The sequence below is a fragment of the Brevundimonas sp. GW821-FHT10A07 genome, from assembly GCF_059415785.1.
On sequence record NZ_JBWKNX010000005.1, the window covers coordinates 24,295 to 47,276 of the forward strand.

Annotated in this window: 24 protein-coding genes; 16 read left to right on the forward strand and 8 right to left on the reverse strand. The window is 67.1% G+C overall.

All coding sequences use genetic code 11. The annotated features are described in order from the left end of the window. Positions 1-22: 22 nt before the first annotated feature. Genes AC07NC_RS05150 through AC07NC_RS05170 form a run of 5 tightly spaced genes read left to right on the forward strand, consistent with a single transcriptional unit; the run spans position 23 to position 4,617 of the window. Positions 23-1,102: an HlyD family secretion protein gene (locus AC07NC_RS05150; protein WP_154726137.1), complete on the forward strand. Its 1,080-nt coding sequence runs from the start codon at positions 23-25 to the stop codon at positions 1,100-1,102. Continuing rightward, positions 1,099-2,718: a DHA2 family efflux MFS transporter permease subunit gene (locus tag AC07NC_RS05155; RefSeq protein ID WP_494568802.1), complete on the forward strand. Its 1,620-nt coding sequence runs from the start codon at positions 1,099-1,101 to the stop codon at positions 2,716-2,718. Before AC07NC_RS05150 ends, AC07NC_RS05155 begins: the two co-directional genes overlap by 4 nt. After that, complete coding sequence (locus AC07NC_RS05160) at positions 2,718-3,347, forward strand: TetR/AcrR family transcriptional regulator (protein WP_494568803.1); 630 nt, start codon at positions 2,718-2,720, stop codon at positions 3,345-3,347. The genes AC07NC_RS05155 and AC07NC_RS05160 overlap by 1 nt, the downstream gene beginning before the upstream one ends. Positions 3,348-3,373: 26 nt before the next feature. After that, positions 3,374-4,147, forward strand: a complete 774-nt coding sequence (locus tag AC07NC_RS05165; RefSeq protein ID WP_492071653.1) for a creatininase family protein — start codon at positions 3,374-3,376, stop codon at positions 4,145-4,147. 53 nt (positions 4,148-4,200) lie between these two features. Beyond that, a complete protein-coding gene (locus AC07NC_RS05170) occupies positions 4,201-4,617 on the forward strand; it encodes a phasin family protein (RefSeq protein WP_494568804.1) in 417 nt (138 codons plus the stop codon). Between the two features lie 78 nt (positions 4,618-4,695). Here the strand turns inward: AC07NC_RS05170 and AC07NC_RS05175 are convergent, their stop codons facing one another. Continuing rightward, entirely contained in the window at positions 4,696-5,592 is an 897-nt protein-coding gene (locus AC07NC_RS05175; protein ID WP_494568805.1) for a LysR family transcriptional regulator, read from the reverse strand. Between the two features lie 157 nt (positions 5,593-5,749). Between AC07NC_RS05175 and AC07NC_RS05180 the strand changes: the two genes are divergently transcribed. Beyond that, positions 5,750-6,418, forward strand: coding sequence for a glutathione S-transferase family protein (locus AC07NC_RS05180; RefSeq protein WP_035307283.1), 669 nt, complete (start codon positions 5,750-5,752; stop codon positions 6,416-6,418). 276 nt (positions 6,419-6,694) lie between these two features. On the opposite strand, the gene AC07NC_RS05185 is transcribed toward AC07NC_RS05180, so the two are convergent. The 4 genes from AC07NC_RS05185 to ftsY all read right to left on the reverse strand — a co-directional run bounded on the left by AC07NC_RS05185 (position 6,695) and on the right by ftsY (position 9,373). After that, positions 6,695-6,970, reverse strand: coding sequence for a YdeI/OmpD-associated family protein (locus AC07NC_RS05185; RefSeq protein WP_008263047.1), 276 nt, complete (start codon positions 6,968-6,970; stop codon positions 6,695-6,697). A gap of 67 nt (positions 6,971-7,037) precedes the next feature. Beyond that, entirely contained in the window at positions 7,038-7,652 is a 615-nt protein-coding gene (locus AC07NC_RS05190; protein WP_008259635.1) for a MarR family winged helix-turn-helix transcriptional regulator, read from the reverse strand. A gap of 127 nt (positions 7,653-7,779) precedes the next feature. Next, a complete protein-coding gene (locus AC07NC_RS05195; RefSeq protein ID WP_008264172.1) occupies positions 7,780-8,436 on the reverse strand; it encodes an inner membrane-spanning protein YciB in 657 nt (218 codons plus the stop codon). Position 8,437: 1 nt separating this feature from the next. After that, a complete protein-coding gene (gene ftsY, locus AC07NC_RS05200; RefSeq protein WP_008262203.1) occupies positions 8,438-9,373 on the reverse strand; it encodes a signal recognition particle-docking protein FtsY in 936 nt (311 codons plus the stop codon). Between the two features lie 375 nt (positions 9,374-9,748). Here ftsY and AC07NC_RS05205 point away from each other — a divergent pair, with 375 nt between their 5' ends. The 6 genes from AC07NC_RS05205 (at position 9,749) to AC07NC_RS05230 (ending at position 15,649) form a co-directional block, all read left to right on the forward strand. Next, entirely contained in the window at positions 9,749-9,979 is a 231-nt protein-coding gene (locus AC07NC_RS05205; RefSeq protein WP_183196483.1) for a ParD-like family protein, read from the forward strand. Further along, complete coding sequence (gene map, locus AC07NC_RS05210) at positions 9,976-10,746, forward strand: type I methionyl aminopeptidase (RefSeq protein WP_494568806.1); 771 nt, start codon at positions 9,976-9,978, stop codon at positions 10,744-10,746. The genes AC07NC_RS05205 and map overlap by 4 nt, the downstream gene beginning before the upstream one ends. 132 nt (positions 10,747-10,878) lie before the next feature. After that, a complete protein-coding gene (locus AC07NC_RS05215; protein ID WP_494568807.1) occupies positions 10,879-11,931 on the forward strand; it encodes a sensor histidine kinase in 1,053 nt (350 codons plus the stop codon). A gap of 103 nt (positions 11,932-12,034) precedes the next feature. Next, entirely contained in the window at positions 12,035-14,080 is a 2,046-nt protein-coding gene (locus tag AC07NC_RS05220; protein WP_494568808.1) for an NAD(+) synthase, read from the forward strand. Positions 14,081-14,236: 156 nt separating this feature from the next. Continuing rightward, a complete protein-coding gene (locus AC07NC_RS05225; RefSeq protein WP_008263608.1) occupies positions 14,237-14,461 on the forward strand; it encodes an alkylphosphonate utilization protein in 225 nt (74 codons plus the stop codon). A gap of 42 nt (positions 14,462-14,503) precedes the next feature. Continuing rightward, the gene (locus AC07NC_RS05230) at positions 14,504-15,649 is read left to right on the forward strand and encodes a CobW family GTP-binding protein (protein WP_494568809.1); all 1,146 of its coding nucleotides are present in this window, start codon (positions 14,504-14,506) and stop codon (positions 15,647-15,649) included. Positions 15,650-15,862: 213 nt separating this feature from the next. On the opposite strand, the gene AC07NC_RS05235 is transcribed toward AC07NC_RS05230, so the two are convergent. The 3 genes from AC07NC_RS05235 to AC07NC_RS05245 are packed head-to-tail and all read right to left on the reverse strand — an operon-like array spanning position 15,863 to position 18,624. Further along, positions 15,863-16,906, reverse strand: a complete 1,044-nt coding sequence (locus tag AC07NC_RS05235) for a 1,9-bis(guanidino)-5-aza-nonane synthase (protein ID WP_154726130.1) — start codon at positions 16,904-16,906, stop codon at positions 15,863-15,865. Between the two features lie 41 nt (positions 16,907-16,947). Continuing rightward, positions 16,948-17,322: a four helix bundle protein gene (locus tag AC07NC_RS05240; protein WP_494568810.1), complete on the reverse strand. Its 375-nt coding sequence runs from the start codon at positions 17,320-17,322 to the stop codon at positions 16,948-16,950. A 36-nt stretch (positions 17,323-17,358) separates the two neighbouring features. Then, a complete protein-coding gene (locus AC07NC_RS05245) occupies positions 17,359-18,624 on the reverse strand; it encodes a type III PLP-dependent enzyme (protein WP_035307304.1) in 1,266 nt (421 codons plus the stop codon). Between the two features lie 232 nt (positions 18,625-18,856). On the opposite strand from AC07NC_RS05245, the gene AC07NC_RS05250 reads away from it, so the two are divergent. From AC07NC_RS05250 to phnE, 4 genes are all read left to right on the forward strand, one after another. Continuing rightward, the gene (locus AC07NC_RS05250; protein ID WP_494568811.1) at positions 18,857-20,086 is read left to right on the forward strand and encodes a DUF2254 domain-containing protein; all 1,230 of its coding nucleotides are present in this window, start codon (positions 18,857-18,859) and stop codon (positions 20,084-20,086) included. Between the two features lie 106 nt (positions 20,087-20,192). Next, the gene (gene phnC, locus AC07NC_RS05255; RefSeq protein WP_008264302.1) at positions 20,193-21,002 is read left to right on the forward strand and encodes a phosphonate ABC transporter ATP-binding protein; all 810 of its coding nucleotides are present in this window, start codon (positions 20,193-20,195) and stop codon (positions 21,000-21,002) included. After that, positions 20,999-22,027, forward strand: a complete 1,029-nt coding sequence (phnD, locus tag AC07NC_RS05260) for a phosphate/phosphite/phosphonate ABC transporter substrate-binding protein (RefSeq protein ID WP_008259855.1) — start codon at positions 20,999-21,001, stop codon at positions 22,025-22,027. Before phnC ends, phnD begins: the two co-directional genes overlap by 4 nt. Beyond that, on the forward strand, positions 22,024-22,914 hold the full coding sequence (gene phnE, locus AC07NC_RS05265) for a phosphonate ABC transporter, permease protein PhnE (protein ID WP_008258633.1): 891 nt from the start codon (positions 22,024-22,026) through the stop codon (positions 22,912-22,914). Before phnD ends, phnE begins: the two co-directional genes overlap by 4 nt. Positions 22,915-22,982: the final 68 nt, after the last annotated feature.

Sequence of the window (22,982 nt, forward strand, 5' to 3'; positions counted from 1 at the left end):
GCACCCTCCCCCCGGATGTCCCATGTCGCCTGAACTGAAGAAACGCCTGCCCCTGTTCGCCGCCATCCTCGTCGGCCTCGCCTTGGTCGCGGGCGGGATCGTCTGGTGGATCAACGGCCAGAGGTGGGAAAGCACCGACAACGCCTTCGTCCAGGCCGACACCACCCTGATCAGCCCCCAGCTGGCGAGCCGGGTGACCGAGGTCCTGGTCGGCGACAACCAGCGGGTCGAGGCCGGTCAGATCCTGGTCCGGCTGGACGACGCCAATCAACGCGCCGAACTGGCCCGCGCCGAGGCCAATCTCCAGGCCGCCATCGCCGCCGTCGGCAATGTCGACGCACAGGCCGAGCAGGAGAAGGCCGCCATCGCCGCCCGCGCCGCCGCCGTGACCCAGGCCCGCGCCCAGGCGGGTCTCGCCCGCGCCGAGGTCGACCGCTACGGCAAGCTGGCCCAGCAGGGCTGGGTCTCGCAGCAACGGATCCAGACCGAACGCGCCGGCGCCGCCACCGCCGACGCCAGCGTGCAACAGGCCCAGGCCGCCCTGGTCGCCGAACAGCGCACCGCCGGGGTGCTGGGCTCGACCCGCGAACAGAGCGTCGCCGCCGTCGAACAGGCCCGCGCCGTGGTCGAAACCGCCCGCATCGCCTTGGAACGCACCGTCATCCGCGCCCCCATCGCCGGCGTCGTCGGCGCCCGCAGCGTCCGGCCCGGTCAATACGTCAACGCCGGGACGCAGCTGCTGTCCATCGTGCCCCTGACCCAGACCTATATCGTCGCCAACTTCAAGGAGACCCAGCTCGACCGGATGCGACTGGGCCAGACGGTCGAGATTTCCGCCGACGCCTTCCCCGGCCGCAAGATCGAGGGCCGGATCGACAGTTTCGCCCCCGCCACCGGGTCCGAATTCGCCCTGATCCCGGTCGAGAACGCCACCGGCAACTTCACCAAGATCACCCAGCGGGTGCCCGTGCGGATCGTCGTCAGCGGCGCCGACCGCAGCCTGGCCCTGCGTCCCGGCCTGTCGGTTGACGTCAAGGTCGATCTGAAGAGCCAGGGCGGCCAGAGCTTCGCCGAGGCCTCCATCGGGACGCCTCGCCCGTGACCACCGCCAACCCGGCTGCGGCTGGAGGCGGGGCTGGGGGCGGGGCCACGCCGCAGAACCCCGTCGCCGGCCATCCCGAGATCAACTGGACCATGCTGCTGCTCGGCTTCGCCGGGATGGTGGTGGGCCAGTTCATGGCCATTCTGGACATCCAGATCGTCGCCGCCTCCCTGCCCCAGATCCAGGCCGGCGTCGGTGCCTCGGCGGACGAGATCAGCTGGATCCAGACCGCCTATCTGATCCCCGAGGTGGTGATGATCCCCCTGTCCGGCTTCCTGTCGCGGCTATGGGGCACCCAGAAGCTGTTCCTGGCCTCGTGCGCCGGCTTCGTCCTGATGAGCATCGCCACGGGCCTGTCGACCTCCATCGACATGATGATCCTGTTCCGGGCCATCCAGGGCTTCGTCGGCGGGGCCATGATCCCGACCGTCTTCGCCGTGGCCTTCACCGCCTTCCCGCCGGACAAGCGGGTCACGGCCAGCGTGGTCATGGGCCTGATCGTCACCCTGGCCCCGACCGTCGGCCCGACCCTGGGCGGACACCTGACCGAATGGCTCAGCTGGCGCTGGCTCTTCTTCATCAATGTGGCGCCGGGCCTGCTGGTCCTCTTCCTGGTCGGCCGCTACGGAAACTTCGACAAGGGCGACCCGTCCCTGGCCAAGGGCTTCGACTGGTGGGGCCTGGGCTTCATGGCCGTCTTCCTGATGAGCATGCAGTATGTGCTGGAGGAGGGCGCCAGGAACGACTGGTTCGACGACACCTCCATCCTGCTGCTGGCGGTGGTCGCGGCCGTGGCGGGGCCGGTCTTCGTCTGGCGCTCGCTGACCTATCGCCAGCCGATCGTCGAGTTGCGCGCCTTCACCAACCGCAACTTCCTGGTCGGCTTCATCATGACCTTCACGGTGGGATTCGCCCTGTTCGGCGGCACCTTCCTGCTGCCGCTGTTCCTGGGCCGGGTGCGTGATTATTCGTCGGCCGAGGTGGGCACCACCATGGTGGTTTCCGGCCTGGCCATGTTCGCCACCGCCCCCTTCGCCGGGCGACTGGTGCGCAAGATGGACGCCCGCATCCTGATGTTCGGCGGCTTCATGATGTGCGCCTGGGGCATGTGGGAGGCGCGGCTGGTCACGGACGAATGGGGCTTCTGGCAGTTCGCCTCGGTCCAGGCCTTCCGGGGCGTCGGCGTCATGCTGGCGATGATCGCCTCGCAGCAGGTGACGATGGCCACCCTGCCGCCGCACATGGTCAAGAACGCCTCGGGCCTGGTGAACCTGTCGCGCAACGTCGGCGGGGCCTTCGGCCTGGCGATCCTGAACACCGGCCTGACCACCAACACCGCCGTCCATATCGGCGAACTGACCAGCGGCATCGCCCAGGGCGACCAGGCCATGCGTAATATGATGGCCGGCATGGCCCAGCGCTTCGCCGGCACCATCGACCCCGCCGCCTCGGCGATGAAGGCCGTCTATGGGATTCTGCAGAAACAGGCCACGACCATGGCCTTCGGCGACGCCTTCGCCCTGCTGGGCATCATGTGCGCCGGCGCCGCCTTCGTCACCCTGCTGGCCCAGCCGGTCAAGGCCCAACCGGGCGCGCCCCCGTCGGACGCCCACTGATGGCCCGCCGCCGGGGTCAGGTCGACGAGAAGAAGAGCGAGGCCATCCTCGACGCCGCCGCGACCCTGTTCGCGGACAAGGGTCTGGCGGTGTCGATGGACGAAATCGCCCGCGTCGCCGGCGTTTCCAAACAGACGGTCTACAACCGCTTCGCCTCCAAGCTGGAGATCGCCCGGGCCATGGCCAGCCAGCGATCCGACGCCGTGGCGGCGCCGCTGAAGGCGCCCGGCGATCCTGCCGCGGTGCTGGAGGCCCTGGCCCTGAGCCTGCTGGAGCGCATCTGCCACCCGGACAAGGTCGGCTCGATGCGCGGCGTGGTGCTGATGTCGACCGAGGCTCCCGAGATCGCCCAGGCCGTCTATGAGGCCGGCCCCCTGCGCAGCCTGAAACTGCTGTCGGCCTGGCTGGCGGACCAGACGCGCGGGGGCCGGCTGAACGTGCCCGACCCCGACGAGGCGGCCGAGATGTTCTCGGGCCTGGTCCTGGGCCACGGCCATCTGCGGGCCATGCTGAACGTGCCCCAGATCGACGCCGACCACCGCCTCCGCCGCGCCCGCGAGGCCGCACGGGTCTTCGTCGCGGCCTATGCGCCGACCTCCTATGCGCCTGGCCAGGATCGCGCTAGGTGAGACCCGTCGCGTAGAGGAGTTCGCCCATGCTGATCCACCTGTCGTCCTGGCCCGAGATCGACGCCCAGATCGCGTCGGGCCGGCCCCTGTCGAAGACGGTCGTCGTGCCGATCGGCTCCAACGAGCAGCACGGGCCGACCGGCCTGTTGGGCACCGACTGGCTGTGCCCCGAGATCATCGCCCATGAGGCCGAGCGTTCGGACGCCGCCCTGATGGTCGCCCCCACCTTCAACATCGGCATGGCCCAGCACCACCTGGCCTTCGCCGGCACCATCAGCCTGCGCCCCTCCACCTTCATGGCCGCCATCACCGACTGGGTCTCGTCGCTCAGCCGCCACGGGTTCGAGCGGATCTATTTCCTCAACGGCCACGGCGGCAACGTCGCCACCATCGAGGCGACCTTCTCGGAAATCTACGCCGAATGGAGCTTCATGGAGGAGGAGCCGCCCTTCATCCTGAAGCTGAAGAACTGGTGGGACCTGCCGGGCGTCCAGGGCCTGTGCAACTCGATCTTCCCCACCGGCCACGGCATGCACGCCACCCCGTCCGAGATCGCCGTGACCCAGGCCGCCTATCCCGACCGGATCAAGACGGCGGAATACGCCCCCAAGATCGCGCCCAGCGGCCCGATCCGCGACGCCCTCGACTATCGCGCCCGCTTCCCCGACGGCCGCATCGGCTCCGACCCGGCCCAGGCCAGCCCTGAAAAGGGCCGCCGCATCATCGACCTGGCCGTCCCCGCCCTGCTGTCCGACGTCGCGGCCTTCGCCGCCGAGGCCCGGCCCGGAGACGCGTCCTGACCCGCAAGACCTGCGCCACCGGCGTTCCAACACCGGCTGTTCTGGGCGCCGAAATGCTGTCCGCCTCGGCCGAGGTCATCGCGGCGCGCACCACCCTGATGGTCCACGGCCTGACCGATCCGGCCGGACAGGACAGGGTCGAACTGTCGCTGATGAGCTCGGAAAAGACCGAGGCCCTGTCCGCCTCCGCCGCCGCGCTCGCCGCCAGCGCCGGGACCGTCGGCAAACGCCTGGGCAAGGCCGCCCTGGACGAAGGCGCACGCGCCCTGCAGGCGGCGACTGAAATCGCCGGCGCCCGGACCCCGGCCGAGGCCGCCCAGGCCCAACTCCGCTACGCCCTGGGCTGGTGGACCCGCGCCGCCGGGCAGGCCCAGACCCTGACCGCCGAACTGACCCAGGCCCAGACCGACGCCCTCACGCCCATCCACAAGACCGCCGTCGCCAACGCCAAGCGGTTGAGGAAGTCGTAGGGGCAACCGCTCACCCCCGTCATCTTCGGGCTTGACCTGGGATGCGGACATTCGGACTAGCGCGGCGAGCAAAAGGGCCTAGCCGGACGCATCAAGCGATGCTGCTAGGTGATCCACGATGGCCCGTACTTTCGCTGACGGCCGCGGCCCCGCCGGAAAAACAGCGTAAACCTCGGCGGGTTCGAGACGATAGCGATCGAGCAATTGTACAAGCTGGCCGCTGCGCAGTTCTTCTCCTGCCATGACGCGGGTGGCCAGCGCGACGCCGAGCCCTGCGACTGCGGCTGCAAGGACCCCTGGCGCCGAGTTGATCCAGAGTTTCGCCGAGACATCGACTGACGTAGCGGTGTGATTGTGCGTGAAGCGCCAGCTCTCGCGGCCGAACAATCCGTGCTGGACAATGCAATCGTGCCCGGCGAGTTCAGCGGGACTTGCAGGCTCGCCACGTGAAGAGAGATAGGCGGGCGCGGCGACCACCAGCCGTTCGACCTGCGCGATTCTGCGAGCGCCGAAGGTGGAGTCGTCGAGCGGCCCGACTCCTAGGCGTATGGCCACGTCGACCCCCTCCGTGACGAGATTCTGGCGCGCGTCGCTCATGACAATTTCGACTCGAAGATCCGGATGCAGCGGCAGGAACGTCGCCAGCGCCGGAATGACCGCGCGCGCGCCATAGAGCACCGGCATGGCGAGGCGGAGCACGCCGTGCAGCGAGTCAAGCCCTCGGGTCGCCTGCTCGGCCTCCTCCATCTCCGCGAGCAGATGTCTTGCACGCTCCAGGTACAGAGACCCGGCTTCCGTCAGGGAGATGCTGCGGGTAGTGCGCAACAACAGCGTCGTGCCCAGACGCGCCTCCAGCGCGCCGATGATGCGCGATACCGAGGGCTGCGATAGGTTCAGCTCGCGGGCCGCCCGCGAAAGGCCGCCGCCCTCGGCCACGCGGACGAAAACGGCCATCTCCTGCCAACGGTCACTCATTCGAAATCCGAATATAACCTGTTCGAATTCGACTGATACACGGCCTCTGGCGGATAGCCTAATTCCTCTCTCACGGCGATCACGCCGTCTCATCGTTTGATCTTCGGTAGGTTATTGCCGAACTCAATCGATACCTAAAATTACGGAGCGAGTTCCAATGTCGATCAAGATTTATGGCGACCCAGGCTCGGGAAGCCTGCGTCGCGTCACGTCAGCATCAGCCGCGATGGGCGTGCCGATCGAACGCGTGAACATCGACCTCTTCAAGGGCGAGAGCCACACGCCGGAGTTCCTAGAGCTCAATCCGCACGGCCTTTCGCCTGTGATGGTGGATGGCGACTTCGTTCTCTACGAGTCTTCGGCGATCAATCTTTATCTCGCGGAGAAGGCGGGCAGCGACCTCGCCGGCGCCACGACGCGCGAACGGTACGAGATCCTTCAGTGGATGTTTTGGTCGGGCGAACAGTGGCGGGTCTTCGCGACGCTCACCTTCGACGAGGTGCTCGCCAAGCGTTTCGTGGGCCTGCCTGCGGACGAGACCATCGTGCAGTTGGCGTTCGCCAAAATCCGCGCTGCGGCAGCGGTGCTGGACGCCCATCTCGCGGATCGACAGTTCATCGTCGGCGATCGGCTGACGCTGGCCGACCTCGATATCGCAGGACCTTTCTCGCAGAATGAGCGGACCAAAATCCCGCTCAACGAATTCCCTAACTTGGTCGCTTGGCAGCAGCGACTGTTGAAGACGGCGCCCGCGTGGGCCGCCACCAAGCAGGAGGTCGATGCTCGCATCGACGGCGCTCTCGACGCGGCCGGAATCAAACTGTGAAGCTTAGCGCCGACGCCTTCAGGCGTCGGCGCATTGCGCACAAGCCGAGCTAGTGGCCAACGCTGCACGCCCGAAATCCCCCTCACCTCAGCGGCAAAAACAACTCCGCCGCCGCCCCCTCTCCGGCTCCCCCAGGAACTCAGCATCCGGGCATGATAGTGGTCCAGCGCCGTCGTCATCATCCTCATCCGTCGTGATGAGGCCACCTTGGCGCCGGACGCCGTCGCGCGCTCGACCGATCTTGCGGTTTGAAACGGCCCCTGACACGAGGACCGCCTAAGCTGCTCCGGTCCCCTTGTCGCGATGCGGGCATCCCGGCCAGCAGCAGGGGCGGCGTTTGCCGTCGCTCAGGTTCTCGCGACCCCAGTCGATCCGCTTGAGCCGGGTCTCGGCCTTCTTCGCCGACTCGACCCAGCAGATCCACTCGTTGCGGGCCAGGGGGGTGATCGCCGTCCAGGTCGCCAGGGCTGCGGCGTCGCGGCTCAGCGCCGCCCGCAGATCGGCGGGCAGGGGGTGGACGACGCCGCCGGGCAGGTCTGCATCCTCAGCCATGCGCCATTTTCGCAGCCCCGGATTTGCGCCGCAAGCCGTGTCCTGCCCACGCCATGGGGCGGGGAAGTCAGGCGACCTCGACCACCTTCAGCTTGGGCTTCTTGAGCTTGGAGGTCTTGGCCGGGCGGACCGCCTTCTTGGCGGCCTTTTCGGCCTTCTTGGCTTCCTTCTCGGCCATCTTCAGCGCCTTCTTGGCGGCCTTGGCCTCGGCCTTGGCGGCGTCGGGGGCGGCGTCGGCGGCGGCGGCCAGTTCAGCCAGCTGGGCCAGGAAGGTCTCGCGCTGGCCCTTGGGCAGCAGGGCCATGATCCGCTTGTCGGCGGCCTCGACCAGCGGGCGGGCGGCCTCAAGCCGGGCGGCGCCCTCCGTGGACAGACGGACCGCCTTGGCGCGGGCGTCCAGGGTCGAGCGTTCGCGCTCCAGCAGGCCCTTGGCGGTCATGCGGGTGACCAGGTCGGCCAGGGTCGAGCGGTCGATGCCGGTCATCCGCACCAGTTCGGTCTGGGTCAGACCGGCCTTCAGCGAGGCGGCCTCAAGCACGGCGAACTGACGCTGGGTCAGGCCGTCGGCGCCCATTTCCTCGGAATAGATATCCAGGGCCAGTTGCAGGGCCCGGTGCATCAGGTGACTGGGCGAGGTGGCCAGAGGCCCGACCTTGCGTAACGACTTGCCAGACTTGACCATATCGACCGTCCCCCGAGTGTCTTTCGTCCGCATGCGTACCAGCCGCGCTTTACGATTTGACGCGACACGTATGTCACTTCCGCGACATTCTGTCTGTAGGCTCCCGTGGTTCCGTCAGGTGCGCGCGCTACATTCCCGTGTCGGGAGAAATGGGACCGGGCTCCTCGTCCTTGGTCATGTTCTTCATGATCAGCGGCACCTGGGACAGGCCGAAGATCGAGGCGGCGATCCACAGGACGCCGCGGAAACTGGTCCAGACGTCGTTCGGATTTGGGGTGTCGCGGCCCAGGGCGTGCCAGAGGGCGGTCACGGCGGCGGGGCTGCGGAAAATCTCGTTCAGGATCGCCACCGCCAGGAAATACAGGCCGTAGCGCAGGGTCAGGGTGCGCCAGGCGGCGTCATTGACCTTGATGGCCGAGCCCAGCAGGGCCTTGAACGGATATTTCTTCAGCGGGATCGACCCCAGCAGGATCACCGCCAGCAGGCCGTTCTGCACCGTCAGCTTCAGCTTCACATAGAGGTCGTCATGGGTGAGGACGGTCAGCAGGCCGAACACCAGGGCGAACAGGCCGGTGATCAGCGGCAGGGGGGCGAACCGCCGCTCCACCGCATAGCCGATGATCAGGGCCAGGCCCGAGGCGCCGACCAGGACCCAGGTCGCCAGGATCATGTCCCGGCTGACGAAATAGCTGATCATGAAGGCGGCCAGGGCGCCGAAATCGACGAGCTGGCGGATCCACTGGCGGTTCTTCTTCGGTTCGGGAGAAGCGGTCGTGTCGGTCATGTCAGTCTTCCAGTCCCACCAGCGAGCGGGAGAAGGCGCGGGCGTCGAAGGGTTGCAGGTCGTCGATCCCCTCGCCCACGCCGATCAGCATAAGCGGGGCGTCGGAGGCCTGGGCCACGGGCACCAGAACCCCGCCGCGCGCGGTGCCGTCCAGCTTGGTCATGACGATGCCGGTGACGAAGGCGGTGCGGCCGAAGATCTGTTCCTGGGCCAGGGCGTTGCGGCCGACCGTGGCGTCCAGCACCAGCAGGGTGTCGTGGGGGGCCGCCGGATCGATCTTCTTCAGCACGCGCACGATCTTGAGCAGTTCGTCCATCAGGGCGGATTTGTTCTGCAGTCGGCCGGCCGTATCGACCAGCACCACGTCGAATCCCTCGGCCCGCGCCTTGGCGTAGGCGTCGAAGACCAGGCCGGCGGCGTCGGCCCCGTCGCGACGGCTCTCGAACTCGGCGCCCGCCCGGTCGGCCCAGACCTTCAGCTGTTCGCGGGCGGCGGCGCGGAAGGTGTCGCCGGCGACGATCATGACCTTGGCGCCCTTGGCCGTCAGGTCGGCGGCGATCTTGCCCAGGGTCGTGGTCTTGCCCGAGCCGTTCACCCCGACGAACAGGACGACATAGGGTTTGGGCCCGCTCAGCGGGTCGAAGGCCGCCTGGCGCGGCGACAGCTCGGCGGCGACGGCCTCGGCCAGGGCCTCCTTGACCTCATGTTCCTGGGCGTCCTTGCCGAACTTCAGCGCGCGGAAGCGTTCGACGATCCGGGCCGAGGCGGCGGGGCCGAGATCGCTTTCCAGCAGATGCTCCTCCAGCCGCTCCAGCGCCGCCTCGGACAGGGGTTCCTTGACGAAGCTGGCGACGACCTGGTCGGTCATCTGTTTGGAGGAGCGCGAGAGCCCCGCGGACAGGCGCTGGAACCAGCCCTTTTTCGGCGTATCGGTCATCGGATGGCTTTAGCGGCGGCGGAGGCCGACGTCATCCGCATTCGCATGCAGACGGCGGCCTGCGTCATCGGGCGCCGGGGCGGGGATTTCAGACTCTCGCGGAAAAAAACAGAGTCTAGATAGTATGAATCGTCTGAAATCCGCCCTCTCTGCCGTGTCCGTCCTCTGGACCGCAGACTATGAGGCCGACGGGAGCCCAGGCTGGGAAAAGACCCCGAAGATTCGGCAAGACCTTGAAATACCTGACGAAGCACCAGCGTCATTGTGACAGTTGGCGGACGGGGCACGGCGCCGACACGGCGGAAACGGCCGCTTGCGGCGCCAGAACGACGAATATACATTGCATATACGAGTCATATAGTCCGGAGTCAGGCCTTGGGCATCGTCAATATCGAGGACGCGCTGCACGAACAGCTGCGTCGCGCCAGCAAGGCCTCCTATCGGTCCATCAACGCCCAGGCGGCCTTCTGGATAAGGATCGGCCTGTTGTGCGAGACCAATCCGGGCCTGACCTTTCAGGACCTGGTGGCGCGTGAGCTGAAGGCGGCGGGCGTGGACGCGACGGCCCTGATGGACGCCCCGGCCCTGACCGGCGCGGCTGCATGACCAAGACCCCCGCCGAGGTCGAGTTGATGGCCGAGGCCGGGCGCCGGCTGGCCTCGGTCTTCACCCATCTGGACGGGCTGGCGCTGGCCGGCATGACCACGATGGAGATCAATGACCGCGTCGAGGCCTTCATCGTCGATGACCTTCAGGCCCGGCCCGCCAGCAAGGGCCAGTACGGCTATGGGTTCGTGCTGAACAGTTCGCGCAATCAGGTCGTCTGCCACGGCGTGCCGTCGACGGACGAGGTGCTGAAAAGCGGCGACATCGTCAATCTGGACATCACCCTAGAAAAGGACGGCTTCATCGCCGATTCCAGCAAGACCTATCTGATCGGAACCGTGGGGCCCCAGGCGCGGCGGCTGGTCCGCACCACCTATGAGGCGATGTGGAAGGGTATTCAGGCCGTGCGGCCGGGGGCGAAGCTGGGCGACATCGGCTTCGCCATCGAACGGCACGCCAAGAAGGCCGGCTATTCGGTCGTGCGCGAATACTGCGGCCACGGCATCGGCCGCGAAATGCACGAAGACCCCCAGGTGCTGCATTTCGGCAGGGCGGGCACGGGCGTGACCCTGCGCGAGGGCATGGTCTTCACCATCGAACCCATGCTGAATCAGGGTCGCCGGACGGTGCGGACCGAGGACGACGGCTGGACCGTGGTGACGGCGGACGGGATGCTGTCGGCCCAGTTCGAACATACGGTGGCGGTGACAGGGGACGGGGTGCGGGTGCTGACATTGCGGCCCGAGGAGAAGCGGGCGGCGGCCTAGAGCGAAGTCGTCACTTTCGATGCTCAGTTGCGCCCCCGCATGCTAGAGTGGGGTGAAAGACGCTCAGACGCGTCTGAACCCGAGGCTTGATGCTCACACTGAGCGTCGCGACGGGATCGGAAAGGGAGGCCCATGGCTCCCGTATCTCAAGATGAAGATCTGGGCTCCGCCCTGGCCCTGGCGGTCATTTCGGTGTCCAGCGCGCCGCTGCTGCTGATGGACGAGGCGTTCGACATCGTCGCCGCCAGCCAATCCTTCCTGATGGAATTCGGGCTGGACGACGATGCGGTGGTCGGGCGGTCGATCTTCGACCTGGGCGGCGGGGAATGGAACCTGCCCCGGCTGCGCTCCCTGCTGGGCGCGGTCGGTTCCGGCGGGGCGGACGTGCCCGACTATCAGCTGGACATGCCGTTCCGGACCGCCGCGACCCGCAGCCTGAAACTGAACGCCAAGCGCCTGGCCTTCTCCGACGTCCAGCCCGTGCGCCTTTTGCTGACCATCGTGGACGTCACGGCGGACAAGGCGGCCCAGAAGAAGATGGACGACCTGGTGCGGCAGAAGGAGGTTCTGCTTCAGGAGGTTCAGCACCGCGTCGCCAACAGTCTGCAGATCATCGCCAGCGTGCTGCTGCAGACCGCGCGGAAGACGGAATCGATCGAAAGCCGCGCCCATCTGACCGAGGCGCACAACCGCGTCATGTCGGTCGCCGAGGTCCAGCGCCAGCTGTCCCTGAACAAGGTCGGCGAGGTCGCGCTGAAACCCTATCTGGCGCAGTTGTGCGGCAGTATCGGCGCCTCGATGATCGCCGACCATGATCTGGTGCGGATCGAGGTCAGCGGCGACGCCAGCGCCCTGGACGCCGAGGCCTCGGTCAGTCTTGGCCTGGTCGTCACCGAACTGGTGATCAACGCCCTGAAACACGCCTTCCCGAACGGGCGGAAGGGCCTAGTCAGCGTGGATTTCCAGTCGCGGTCCAAGGATTGGGATCTGACGATTTCCGACGACGGCGTCGGCATGCCGAAGAACCCGGACGATTCAGAAGCCGGCCTGGGAACCGCCATCGTCAAGGCCCTGGCCAGCCAGCTCGACGCCACGATCACCGTCAAGGACCTGGCCCCCGGCACGGAGGTCTCGGTGCTGCATCGCAAGACCGACGAAGAGACGGCGGCCGCGCCGGCGGTCTAGGCGCATCGGCAGGCGACGTCGGACGGGGGGATTCTCTCCCGTCGTCATTCCGGCCTATATGAAGGCTGACGACCGGCGCGCGCCGGGATGAACGGACGACCCCATGGCCGAGCCCCTGCCCTTCCATTCCCCCAAGACCCACGGCTTCGTGCGGGTGGCTGCGGCCACGCCCGTCAGCCATGTGGGCGACCCGAAGGCGAACGCCGAGGAACACCTGGCCCTGATCCGTCAGGCGGCCGATCAGGGCGTGGACCTGATGGTGTTTCCGGAGCTGTCGCTGTCGGCCTACGCCATCGACGACCTGCATATGCAGGCGGCCCTGCTGGACGAGGTGGAGCGCCAGATCGCGGTCATCGCCCAGGCGACGGGCGAGCATGATCTGGTCGCCGTGGTGGGGGCGCCGATCCGCAACGGCGACGCCCTGTACAACTGCGCCGTGGTGATGGGCGCCGGCGAGGTTCTGGGCGTCGTGCCCAAGACCTATCTGCCCAACTACCGGGAATATTACGAGAAACGCTGGTTCGCCCCGGCGACGGCCCGCGCCGAGGACGTGATCCGTCTGAACGGCGAGACGGTGGATTTCGCGCCCGGCCTGGTGTTCGAGGCGGTCAACCGGCCGGGCTTCGTCTTCGCGGTCGAGATTTGCGAGGACTATTGGGCCCCCCTGCCCCCCTCGACCCGCGCGGCCCTGGCGGGGGCGCGCATCCTGCTGAACCTGTCGGCGTCGAACATCGTCATCGGCAAGGCTGACGAGCGCGCCATGCTGAGCGCCAGCCATTCGGCCCGCACCCTGTCGGCCTATGTCTTCACCGCCTCGGGCTGGGGCGAAAGCACCACCGACCTGGCCTGGGACGGTCAGGCGACCATCCACGAACTGGGGTCGAAACTGGCCGAGGGCGAGCGGTTCGCCCTGGAGAACCACCTGACCCTCGCCGACGTGGACGTGGACCGGATCGGGCTGGATCGCCTGAGAAACGGCACCTTTTCCGAATGCGCGCGGGTCGAGGGCGAACCGGCGACCGTCGTCCCCTTCATGGCGCGCGAGGACGCGGTCGAGAGCGAGCTGATCCGGCCGCTGGACCGTTTCCCCTTCGTGCCGGACGAGGCCGGACGGCTGGATCAGGACTGCTACGAGGCCTTCAACATCCAGGTCCAGGGGCTGATGCGCCGGATGGCGGCGACCAATGGCGAGCGGCTGGTCATCGGCGTGTCGGGCGGGCTGGATTCGACCCAGGCCCTGCTGGTCGCCTGCCGCGCCTTCGACCGGCTGAACCTGCCCCGGACCAATATCCTGGGCTTCACCATGCCCGGCTTTGCGACCTCGGACGGGACCAAGTCCAACGCCTGGGCCCTGATGAAGGCCCTGGGCGTGACCGGGGCCGAGATCGACATCCGCCCCGCCGCCGAACAGATGTTCAAGGACATCGGCCACCCCTATGCGGCGGGCGAACCGGTGCACGACATCACCTTCGAGAATGTGCAGGCGGGGCTGCGGACCGACTATCTGTTCCGCCTAGCCAACCAGAACCGGGCCTTCGTCCTGGGCACCGGCGACCTGTCGGAGCTGGCCCTGGGCTGGGCCACCTATGGCGTCGGCGACCATATGAGCCACTACAACGTCAACGGCGGGGTGGCGAAGACCCTGATCCGCCACCTGATCCGCTGGGTGGCCGACCGCGAACTGGTCGGCGCCGAGGCGAGCCCGACCCTGCACGCCATCCTGAACACCGAGATTTCGCCCGAACTGGTGCCGGCCAAGGACGGCGTGATCCAGTCCACCGAGGGGACGGTCGGCCCCTATGCGCTGAACGACTTCTTCCTGTTCTACATCAGCCGCTTCGGCCTGAAGCCGTCCAAGGTCGCCTTCCTGGCGCACCAGGCCTGGAGCGACGCCGGCGCCGGACATTGGCCGGCGAACACGCCGGAGAACGAGCGGGTCGAATACGACCTGGCCACCATCAAGGCCTGGCTGAGGAAGTTCCTGATCCGCTTCTTCCAGACCGCCCAGTTCAAACGCTCGGCCCTGCCGAACGGGCCGAAGGTGGTGACCGGCGGCTCGCTGTCGCCACGCGGCGACTGGCGCGCCCCGTCGGACGGCAATGCGCGGGTGTGGCTGGACGAACTGGACGTCAACGTGCCGGACGCCTGACGGCGTCGGTTCCTTGTTCGGGCTATCGCGCTTCGCGCTACTTGAGCCCGCGAAATCGGGCTATCGCGCTACTTGAGCCCGCGAAATCGCTCATATCCACATTCGAAACGCGGATATTGCGTGACGCATGGGGTCCGCGCCGCTAGAAGCTTCGCCATGACCGAAGACGTGACCAAAGACTCGAACGGCAACATCCTGGCCGACGGCGACAGCGTGACCCTGATCAAGGATCTGAAGGTCAAGGGCTCGGGCGGCGTGACGCTGAAGCGCGGGACCCTGGTCAAGAACATCCGTCTGACCGGCGACACCGACGAGATCGAGGCCAATGTCGACAAGGTGCGCGGTCTGGTCCTGCGCGTCGAGTTCGTGAAGAAGGCCTAAGCCCCCTTTTCATCGGGCGATGCAGCCGCCATCTAGCGGCCTATGACCGACACCCTCGACGCCCCCGTTTCGACCGCCGCACCCCAGAATTCTGGCGGCAAGATCCCCGTCACCGTCCTGACCGGCTATCTCGGCGCGGGCAAGACCACGCTGCTGAACCGGATCCTGACCGAGGATCACGGCAAACGCTACGCCGTCATCGTCAACGAGTTCGGCGAGATCGGCATCGACAACGACTTGGTGGTCGGCGCCGACGAGGACGTGTTCGAGATGAACAACGGCTGCGTCTGCTGCACCGTGCGGGGCGACCTGATCCGCGTGGTCGCCGGCCTGATGAAGCGCCAGCGTCCCGGCAAGCCGGCCTTCGACGCCATCATCGTGGAAACGACGGGCCTGGCCGACCCCGGCCCGGTGGCCCAGACCTTCTTCGTCGACGAGGACGTCAAGGCCAAGACCCAGCTGGACAGCGTCACCACCCTGGTCGACGCCAAGCACGTGATGGCGCGGCTGGACGACTCCAAGGAGGCCCGCGAACAGGTGGCCTTCGCCGACCGGATCATCCTGAACAAGGTCGATCTGGCGACGGCGGAAGAGCTGGACGCGGTCGAGGCCCGGCTGCGGGCGCTGAACCCGCTGGCGCCCATCGTGCGCGCCGAACGGTCGAACGTGCCGCTGGATCAGGTGCTGGGCCTGGGCGCCTTCGATCTGGAGCGGATTCTGGAGGTCCAGCCGGACTTCGCCAACCCGCCGCACGGCGCGGACGGCCATGTGCACGACGAGCATTGCGGCCACGACCACCATCATCATGACCACGACCACGGGCATGATCATTCGCACGGCGACCATTCCCATGACGCCCATTCCCATAGCGCGAGGGGTCACGCCCACCAGGACGACATCAAGGGGATTTCCCTGTCGCTGGACCGACCGCTGGACGGGGCGAAATTCACCGCCTGGCTGGATCGGCTGCTGGGCGAGCAGGGTCAGAACATCCTGCGCGCCAAGGGCATCATCGACGTCCAGGGCGAGAACCGCCGCCTGGTCTTCCAGGCCGTCCACATGATCCTGGAGGGCGATCTGCAACGCGAATGGGGCGAGAGCGAACGCCGCTGGAGCCGCGCCGTCTTCATCGGCCGCGAGCTGGACGAGGCCGCGCTGCGGGCCGGGTTCGAGGGTTGCGCGGCCTAGAACGACCTTCCCCCGCTTGCGGGGGAAGTGTCAGGTCGTGGCGCGTAGCGACACGCCTGACGATGGGGGAAGTCTCTTCTGAACGAAGACTTCCCTCTCCGACCCTGGTTCGCTGCGCGAACGACGGGCCACCTCTCCCGCAAGCGGGAGAGGGTAAGAAAAAGGCCGGCGGATCGGTCCGCCGGCCTTTTTCTCATGGGCAGCCGCCTCGGCTCAGCCCCTCTCGAACAGCTTGTTCCAGCGGCGCTTGTCGCGGGCCTTCCAGGCGCCGCGGTGGTAGGCGTCGGAGCCGATCAGGGGGACGACGGTGGTGGCTTCGGCGAAGACCATCTGCTCGTGGGTGGTCTGGACCTTGCCCCAGGAGGCGGCCTCTTTCAGCGTCGAGGAGGAACAGGCGCCGTCGCGGACATCGGCGACGGTGATCTGGACCGCATAACGGTGCATCTCGGCCTCGACGCCGAGGATTTCGGCGCAGACGACGGTGTCCTGGGCGAAATTCTTGGGCACGCCGCCGCCGACCATGAACAGGCCGGTGACGCCGGCGGCGATCTTGATGTCTGTCAGTTCGCGGAAGTCGGCGATGGCGTCCAGCATCAGATAGGGCAGACCGGCCGCGGCGCGTTCCTTCTGGTGCTTGACCAGGCCGAAGCCGGCCGATGAGTCGACGAAGGCCGGGCAGAAGATCGGCACGCCTTCTTCATAGGCGGTCTGGATCAGCGAGCCGGGCTTCTTGGCGTTGCCCTCGCTCAGCCACTTGCCCATTTCCCAGATGAACTCACGGCTGGAATAGCCGCGCGGCTCCAGCCGGTTGGCGATCTCCAGGATGGTGTGGTCGCAGGCCTGGAGCTCTTCCTCGTCGATATAGGTGTCGTAGATCCGGTCGACGTAGTTCTCGCGCAGGACGTTGTCGTCCACCTCGCCGGCCGCCTGATAGTGTTTGAAGCCCAGGGCCTCGAAGAAATCCATGTCCACGATCGAGGCGCCGGTGGCGACGACCGCGTCCACCATGCCGAACTTCACCATGTCGCGGTACACGTGCATGCAGCCGCCGGCCGAGGTCGAGCCGGCCAGGATCAGCCACGGCGAGCAGTCCTTGTCCTCGATGGCCATGGAGAAGATGTCGGCGGCGCGGGCGGTGTCGCGGCTCGAGAACGACATCTTGCGCATGCTGTCGATGATCGGACGGGCGTCGAAGGACGTGATGTCCACGTGTTCGACGACGTTCTGCAGCAGCTGGGCCTTGGTGTTGGCAGTCATGGGTGACTCGTGAATCGTGAGGCGTGAATGGTGAAGTGCGGTCAGTCGTGCCGCCGTTGCTTCAGTCGCGTCGAAAGGGCGGAGAGCATACGCCCGATCCGCTCCATGTCGGCAAGCAAAGGCTGGAGATTGTCAGTCGTTAGATAGCCGAGACGCGCGGCGATGAGGAGATGGGTTTCGACCTCCGCGAGCGACCCGCGCGCGACGCCGAGGAAGTGGACGAACTCCCCCGTTCCGTTTCGGCCTGCGCCCTCCGCGATATTGGCGGCCACGCTGACGGCTGAACGACGAACTTGACTGATCAGGCCAAACCGCGCGTCAGACGGCCAGGAGACCGAGCAACGATAAACGGCTTCAACCCAATCAACCGAGAGCTTCCAGACGTCTAGATCGCGGTGAGTTCGCAAGTCGGTCATGGCTGACAATCACGACTCACGATTCACCTCTCACGATCAGCGTCGCGACTTCTTCCTCTGACCGGCCTTACCTTTCGGACGTGACAGACGCACGACCTTGCGGGCGTTCTCCTCGGCCGTGGTGCGCACGGTGGGGATGGAGCGCGGCGCCAAGCCGTAGAGCGAGGCCATCGGGGCGTCTTCGACGATGGCGATGTCGTGTTCGCCATAGCCGTTGAAGCCGGTCGACATGGCGACGCCATAGGCGCCGAGCATGCCGATTTCGATGAAATCGCCTTCGCGGATGTCGGCCGGCAGCCAGAACGGACCCGGCATATGGTCGATCGAGTCGCAGGTCGGACCATAGAACTGGAACGCCTTCAGCTCGGACGCAGCCTCGCCGTCCCGGACCAGCTTGGTCGGGAAGGGCCAGCGCGAGTGGGTCGCATCGAACAGCGAGCCGTAGGAGCCGTCGTTCAGATACAGGGCGTCGCCCTTGCGCAGGTCCACACGGGCCAGGATCGACGAGGATTCGGCGACGATGGCCCGGCCGGGTTCGCACCACAGCTCGGTCGTTTCCGACACCGGCATCTCGTTGAAGCCGCGATGGATGGCGTCGGCGTATTCGCTCATGTCCGGCGGCACCATGCCGGGATAGACCGAGGGGAAGCCGCCGCCGACATCGACGATGTCCACGATGACGCCCGCACGGCTGATCGAACGGCCGACCTGGGCCATGGCCGCCTGATAGGCGGTCGGGCGCATGCACTGGCTGCCGACATGGAAGCTGACGCCCATCAGCCCGTCCTTGACCGCCTGGCGCGTGGCCAGCAGCAAGGCGGGGGCCTGGTCGGCGGGGACGCCGAACTTGCCCGACAGGGTATAGGCGGCGCCGTCGGCCGAAACCGCCATGCGCACGATCAGGTTCAGGTCGTCCGCGCCGCCGGTGGCGTCGAGGATCTTGTTCAGCTCATCCACGCAGTCGAGCGAGAAGGTGCGAACGCCGTGTTCGAAATAGGCCTTGGTGATCGCAGACCGGCTCTTGACCGGATGCATGAAGGCCAGGCGAACGTCATGGCTGACCGAACGCACCAGTTCGATCTCGGCGATGGACGCCACGTCGAAGCCACGAACCCCGGCCTCGATCAGGGTCTCGATGACCCAACGCGACGGATTCGCCTTCACGGCATAGAAGACGTCGGCTTTTAGATTATCCTGGAACCAAAGCGCCGCTACGGATACCGAACGCGGTCGCACGAGGGCGACGGGACGTTCAGGGGACCGCTCACGGACCAGGTCCAGGGGAAGCTGATACGTGCGCAATTCACGTAACCCCCTGCTAATTGTGAAACCCAGACCGGCGTTAGCAGCGCTTAACGGTTAGACCACGGGGTCCGCCGGAAGCCGCGATATGGGGGCATCGGACTGTCATGTAAAGGGGTTTTTTCGTGGCGGGGCCTGGGTTTGGACTGTCACAAATCCCCCGCGACAGTGTCACAGCCCCCCAGGGGCGCAACCTTGGCCTTTTCACGCCGTTGATGAACGGGAGGCGTGAATGAATCGATGGCTGTTTCTGTGGCGCAAGACGCGGCGCCAACTGTGGGTGCGGGCGACCGCCTACGCCGTCTTCGGCCTGGCGGCCTCGCTGCTGGCGGCGGCCCTGTCGCCCTGGGTGCCCCAGGACATGGCCGAGCGCCTGGGCGGAGAATCGGTCGAATCCATCCTGACCATACTGGCGTCCAGCCTGCTGGGCGTCGCGACCTTCTCGGTCGGGGCCATGGTGACTGCCTATACGTCGGTGTCGTCCGCCGCCAGCCCCAGGGTCGCGGCCCTGGTGACCAGCGACGAGGAAACCCAGAAGTCGCTGGCGACCTTCGTCGGCGCCTTCCTGTACGCCATCGTGTCGGTGACGGCGATCAACGCCCACTACTACGGCCAGAACGGCCGGGCGATCCTGTTCCTGTTCAGCCTGGCCATGGTCGGGCTGGTGGCGTTTCGCCTGCTGGCCTGGATCAACCGCCTGTCCAGCCTGGCGCGGGTCGGGCACATGATCGAGCTGGTCGAGTCCTATGCACGGGATGCGCTGGAACAGCGCCGTGACCTGCCGCGACTGGGCGGCCGGGCGGGCGGCCTGGAAAACGGCGCCGTCGTCGTCGCCCCCGCCACCGGCTATGTCCAGAACGTCGATCCCGACCGGCTTCAGACCCTGGCCGAGGCGCGCGACTGTCAGGTCGAGGTCGTGGCTGCGCCGGGCGCCTTCGTGCGGCGCGGCGGGGTGCTGGCGCGCATCAGCCTGGCCGCCTGCGACGACACGGCGCAGGCCGACTTCTGTTCGGCCTTCGCCCTGGGCGATTCCCGGTCCTATGATCAGGATCCGCGTTTCGGCCTGATCGTGCTGGGGGAGATCGCCGCCAAGGCCCTGTCTCCCGGCGTCAACGACCCCGGAACGGCGATCCAGATCATCGGCGCGGGCGTCCGCCTGCTGGACGTCTGGACGGCCGACGCCAGTCCGGAAAAACAGCCCCCGCATCGCGACCGGCTGTTCGTGCCGGGAATCGCCGACGCGGACCTGCTTGACGATGTTTTCGGACCGGTGGCCCGTTACGGGGCCGGAGACGTCGCCGTCGCCGTGCGGCTTCAGAAGGGCCTGAAGACTCTGGCGACGACGCCGGCCCTGGCCGGGGCGGTGGAGGTTCTGGCCCGCGAGGCGCTGGACAGATCGCGCGTCGCCCTGCCGATCGCCGCCGATGTCGCACGGGTCGAGGCGGCGGCCGAGGCCGGTTGAACGGGTCGGGTCTGGACGAGATTGCGCCTGCCGTGCGATTAAGACTTGCCCAGAAGCCTTTGTCGCGTCATGCGGCGCCCGTTCGCCACAGCCTCCCAGCGAGTTCATGACCTCATCCGCAGCCGCCGTCGCCCCCGGGCTTGTCCTGGCGCGTGACGTGTCGAAGACCTTCGGATCGCGAAAGGCGCTGGACGGCGTCTCGATCTCCGTGGCCTCGGGCGAGATGGTCGCCCTGATCGGCCCGTCGGGATCGGGCAAGTCCACCCTGCTGCGCTCCATCACCGGCCTGCAGTCGATCGATCCCGGCAAGGGGACGATCAGCGTCTTTGGTGAAACCGTCCAGAAGGACGGGCGCGTCACCGGCGCCGTGCGCCAGGCGCGCGGCAAACTGGGCATGATCTTCCAGCAGTTCAATCTGGTCGGGCGGCTGAGCCTGTTCTCCAATGTCATGCTGGGCGCCCTGGGGCGTCTGCCGGCCTGGCAGGGCCTGCTGGGCCTGTGGCCCCAGGCCGACAAGGATCGCGCCATGGCGGCCCTGCACCGGGTCGGGGTCAGCGACTACGCCGGGCAGCGCGCCAACACCCTGTCGGGCGGCCAGCAGCAGCGGGGCGCCATCGCCCGCGCCATCGTTCAGGGGGCCAAGGCCATCCTGGCCGACGAACCCGTCGCCTCGCTGGACCCGGTGTCCGCCCGCAAGGTGATGGAGCTGCTGGTCGAGCTGAATCGCCGCGACGGCATGGGGGTGATCGTCACCCTGCACCAGGTCGACTACGCCATCCGCTACTGCGACCGCGTCATCGCGCTGCAGGGCGGCAAGATCGTCTATGACGGTCCCGCCACGGGCCTGGACCAACAGCGCCTGATCGATATCTATGGTCCTGAATTCGAGGACGCGTTCTGGGAGACCAAGGCATGAGCCCGTTTCAAGCTTCTTTGGCGCGTCGCTTCGTAGCGAAGGCCGGCGTCGCCGCCCTGGGCGCCGCGATGATCCTGGGCCTCGCCTCGTGCGGCGGGGGCGACGAGAAGCCGGCGGCCGGGACCATGCCGTCGGAACTGACCTTCTCCATCCTCTCGGCCGAGGGCCAGGCCTCTTCGGGCCCGCTGTGGCAGCCGCTGCTGGACGACATGTCCAAGGCCGTCGGCGTGCCGGTGAAGCCCTTCTTCGCGGGCAACTACAATGTCCTGATCGAGGCCATGCGGTTCAACCAGACCCAGGTGGCCTGGTTCTCGGCCAAACCGGCCCTGGAAGCCGTCGACCGCGCCCAGGGCGAGGTCATCGCCCGCATCGTCGATCCCGAGGGTCGCGACAGCTACACCTCGACCCTGATCGTGCGCAAAGGCTCGGGCGTCACGCTGGACAAGGTGCTGGCCTGCGGCAAGCAGTATGATTTCGGCATCGGCGACGCCCAGTCGACCTCGGGCACGCTCGCCCCGCTGACCTTCCTGTTCAATCCCCGCGGCATCGTGCCGGCCCAGTGCTTCAAGACCGTGCGCTCGGCCAGCCACCAGGCCAACGCCTTCGCCGTCGCCACGGGCGTGGTCGATGTTGCGACCTCCAACTCGGTCAACACCGTCTTCATGCGCCGCGAGAACCCGCAACTGGCGTCGCAGATCGAGGACATCTGGGTGTCGCCGCCGATCCCGGAATCCGGCATCGTCATCCGCGAGGATCTGGATCCGGCGCTGAAGGAGAAGTTGCGCAGCTTCTTCCTGACCTACGGCCAGGGCCAGGGCCCCGAGGCCGAGCGCCAGCGTCAGGTGCTGGCGGGCCTGAACTATTCGATGTTCCGCGCCGCCGACGATTCCTACCTGGACCCGGTGCGCGAGATGGTCGCCGACCAGAAGCTGAGCGAGGCCAGGGCCAAGAACGACCAGGCCGGCGTCGCCGCCGCCGAACGCGACCTGGCCGCCCTGCGCGCCAAGCGTGAGGTCCAGCCTTGACCGAAGCCAGCCTCGACATGGCGGCCAAGGGCGGCGTCGCCCCGACCGCCATCCCCTCGGCGCCGACCAAGTCGCTGTCGGCGACCCTGTTCGACCTGATGCTGTGGGGCGGTCTGGCGATCATCCTGATCGCCAGCTTCGGCAAGGTGGACATGCAGAATTTCGGCCGGCTGTTCTCGGGCTCGTCGAACATCTCCACCTATGGCGCCGACCTGCTGCGGCCCGACTGGGGGGCCATCTTCCCGCCGGGAGACTTCTGGACGTCGTTCACCCATGTCTTCACCCAGCCGACGACCAGTCTGGCGGGCCAGATGTGGCTGACGGTGCAGATCGCCCTGTGGGGCACCTTCCTGGCCGTCTTCATCGCCCTGCCCCTCAGCCTGATGGCGTCGCGCAACATCGCGCCCGGCTGGATGGTCTTCATCGTGCGCCGGTTCATGGACCTGCTGCGTTCGATCCCCGACCTGGTCATCGCCACCCTGTTCATCGTCGCCGTGGGACTGGGTCCGCTGGCGGGGGTGCTGGCCCTGGCCCTGAACACCGGCGGGGTGCTGGCCAAGCTGTTCTCCGAAGCGGTCGAGTCGATCGACAAGGGGCCGGTCGAGGGCGTGCGCGCCACCGGCGCCGGCAAGCTGCACGAGATCGTCTGGGGCGTCTTCCCCCAGGTGGCGCCCCTGTGGACCTCGTTCGCCCTGTATCGGTTCGAATCCAACAGCCGCGCGGCCACGGTGCTGGGCCTGATCGGGGCCGGCGGCATCGGCCAGACCCTGTTCGAGAGCATCCAGGCCTTCGACTACAGCCGGGTCGCCGCCATCGCCATCGTCATCGTGGTCGCCGTGACCCTGATCGACACCCTGTCCCAGGTCATGCGCAAACGCCTGCTGTAACGGTGGGCGCCGTGCCCGGGACGCAGGAAAAACAGTCACACTCGTCTGGTCTAACCGTCGTGAAATCG